The organism is Chloroflexus sp. (assembly GCF_034435895.1).
GTDB lineage: Bacteria > Chloroflexota > Chloroflexia > Chloroflexales > Chloroflexaceae > Chloroflexus.
In genome coordinates, this window is the sequence record NZ_DAOTWH010000251.1 from 1 (window position 1) to 2,901 (window position 2,901).

Here is a 2,901-nt window from a genome sequence, read left to right on the forward strand (position 1 = left end):
CCACCGGGCTGGCTGCCGGGGCCGGGGCCGTAACCGCCTCCCCAGCCGGAGCGAGCCGGGCAATCACCGTGCCGACCCGCACCGTCTCGCCTTCGGGTACCAGTATCGCGTGCAGGATGCCGGCGTCGGGGGCCGGCACCTCCGTATCAACTTTATCAGTCACCACTTCCAATAACGGCTCGTATTTCTTCACCGGTTCGCCGGGCCGCTTGAGCCAGCGCCCGACGGTGCCTTCGGTGACGCTCTCGCCCAATTGGGGCATCTTGATGTCGATCATGGATCTCACCTGTTAGTGCGTTGCGCGTTGAACGTGGGACAAAGCGCCGCTGTGTACCTACGGGATGTTTCGCCGGTCAATATGCGGCCAGCCGGCGCATAGCGGCGGCAATCTTTTCTGGCGATGGCATGAAGGCCGCTTCGAGCGAATGGGCAAACGGCATTGCCGGCACATCCGGCCCTCCGATCCGCATCACCGGGCCGTCGAGATACTCGAAGGCGTGTTCGGCGATAATCGCCGCCACTTCACCGCCAAATCCGCCAAACAGATTGTCCTCGTGGACGATCAGCGCCTTGCCGGTGCGGCGCACGCTGGCGAGGATCGTCTCGGTGTCGAGCGGGCGCAGGGTGCGCAGATCAACCACCTCGACGCTCACCCCTTCAGCGGCGAGCGCCTGCGCCGCTTCGAGGCAGTAGTGCAGCATGAGGCCATAGGCAAAGACCGACATATCCTCGCCGGGACGCTTAATGTCGGCGGGGCCGATCGGCACGCGGTAGTCCTCTTCAGGCACGAAGCCTTTGATCAGGCGGTAGGTCTTTTTGTGTTCGAGGAACAGCACCGGGTTCGGGTCTTCGATCGCGCTCTTGAGCAAACCCTTGGCGTCGTAGGGAGTTGAGGGCGTTACCACCTTGAGGCCGGGCACGTGGGCAAAGAAGGCTTCCACGCTCTGGCTGTGGTAGAGCGCACCGTGGATGCCGCCGCCATAGGGGACGCGGATAACCAGTGGCACTTCCCAATCGCCGTTCGAGCGGTAGTGAATCCGGGCCGCCTCTTGCACGATTTGGTTGAAGGCGGGTGCAATAAAGTCGGCGAATTGGATTTCGGCGATCGGCAGTGTATCGTTCATCGCCGCGCCAATGCATGCGCCGACGATCACGCTCTCGGCCAGCGGCGAGTCGATCACGCGCATGGGGCCATATTTGTCGTATAAGCCTTCGGTGACGCGGAAGACGCCGCCGCGTTTGCCAACATCCTCCCCAAAAATAAAGACCCGCACATCGGCAGCCATCGCCTCGTCGAGGCCTCGCCGGATCGCTTCGAGCAGGTTCATCTCAGGCATACCATCCTCCAAGGAATACGTTTAACGCAAAGCCGCCAAGAACGCGAAGTTTTTGGATGTTCACACCCAACCGATCTTGTCCCATCCTTATCCTTTGCGTTTCTGCCCCTTGGCGTGTCATCATCCTTTGCTTCTCTGCGCCTCTGCGTGTATATCCTCTACGCCTTTGCTTCCCTCTGCGTCTCCGCGTTACCGGCGTGGCCGCGCCGGCGCATACACATGGTCGTACAGCGTTTCGGGTTCAGGCATCGGCGCGCGTTCGGCATCTTCGGTCGCGCGGTCAACCATCGCCGCCACTTCGGCGCGCATCTCTTGCTCTTCAGCTTCGCTCAAGATGCCGTGCTCGCGCAGTTGGGCGACAAAACGCACGATCGGGTCTTGATGGCGCACCAACGCGATCTCGTGCGGCGGGCGGTAGGTGCGGTCGTTGTCGTCGCTGGAGTGGGCCGTCATACGCACCACGCGGGCCTCGATCAGCGTAGGGCCATCGCCGCGGCGCGCGCGCTCGACGGCGCGGCGGGTGACTTCGTAAACGGCCAGCACATCGGTGCCATCAACGCTGATGCCGGGAATGCCGTATGCCGGCCCGCGGTCGGCCACGCTGGCCACCGCCATCTGTTGGCGTTGGTGAACACTAATCGCGTATTCGTTGTTCTCGCACTGGAAAATGACTGGCAGCCGGTGAACGGCTGCCAGATTCAGTGCTTCATGAAAGTCGCCTTGGCTGGTGGTGCCCTCGCCGAAGGATACCCACGCTACCGCATCGCCGCCTTTAATCTTCTCGGCTAGGCCAATCCCCGCCGCGTGCGCGATCTGCGTCCCCACCGGCGACGATTGGGTCACAATTTTCAGACGGCGGCTGCTGTAGTGAGCCGGCATCTGCCGGCCCCCCGAACTCGGATCGGTGGCGCGGGCTAAGAGACCCAGCATCACTTCGGTCGGGGTCATCCCTATCACCAGCACGGTCGCCAAGCCGCGATAATAAGGCAGCACAAAGTCCTTCCCGCGACTCAGCGCAAACGCCGCTCCTACCTGCGCTGCTTCGTGGCCTTGGCAACTAATCACAAACGGCGCCTTGCCGGCCCGGTTGAGCACCCACATTCGCTCATCGAGCGCCCGCGCTAACATCATATACCGCAGCATGTCACGCAACGTATGCGGCGGCAGTTCGTGCCCAAATCCCGGACTGGCGCTGACTTCGTTGATCGAGACGGTCATCGATATTACCTCCCTCTTGATGTACGCGCCAATACCAAATTCCCGCCACGGTTCGCCGTAGCGGGGCGCGACAACGCAGGCGCACGCTCGTAAACGCTTACGTTCCGTCCCCATCGACGGCGATCGTGTGTTTTAGGCTATCATGAATAGTATAGCCGAAAATGCCGGTTTGCGGATGGTCGCAGCCGTCACGGTTCCCGCACCGCCAGCGCCACCGGCCAGCGCCGCAAGATATCGGCCAGCGCCAGCCCCGGCCCCGCCGGATGATCGGCGACGGTCAGGCATTCATCGGTAAACAGATTGCGATAGCGCGTTCCCGGCGCCACGGCGGGCAGCGGCAGCCACG

3 protein-coding genes are annotated in these 2,901 nt (G+C 62.5%); all 3 read right to left on the bottom strand.

The features are described 5' to 3' along the window. Positions 1–277 (bottom strand): biotin/lipoyl-containing protein (locus tag U9R81_RS14530; RefSeq protein WP_322496148.1); only part of this gene is annotated, 277 nt, incomplete at its 3' end. A 76-nt stretch (positions 278–353) separates the two neighbouring features. Further along, positions 354–1,337 (bottom strand): alpha-ketoacid dehydrogenase subunit beta, encoded by a 984-nt coding sequence (locus tag U9R81_RS14535; protein WP_322496149.1) that lies wholly within the window; start codon positions 1,335–1,337, stop codon positions 354–356. 189 nt (positions 1,338–1,526) lie between these two features. Then, on the bottom strand, positions 1,527–2,555 hold the full coding sequence (locus tag U9R81_RS14540) for a thiamine pyrophosphate-dependent dehydrogenase E1 component subunit alpha (protein ID WP_322496150.1): 1,029 nt from the start codon (positions 2,553–2,555) through the stop codon (positions 1,527–1,529). Between the last annotated feature and the right edge of the window lie 346 nt (positions 2,556–2,901).

Coding starts and splice junctions, on each gene's coding strand:
- U9R81_RS14535 (WP_322496149.1), bottom strand. CDS start 1,337: ATGCCTGAGATGAACCTGCTCGAAGCGATCCGGCGAGGCCTCGACGAG.
- U9R81_RS14540 (WP_322496150.1), bottom strand. CDS start 2,555: ATGACCGTCTCGATCAACGAAGTCAGCGCCAGTCCGGGATTTGGGCAC.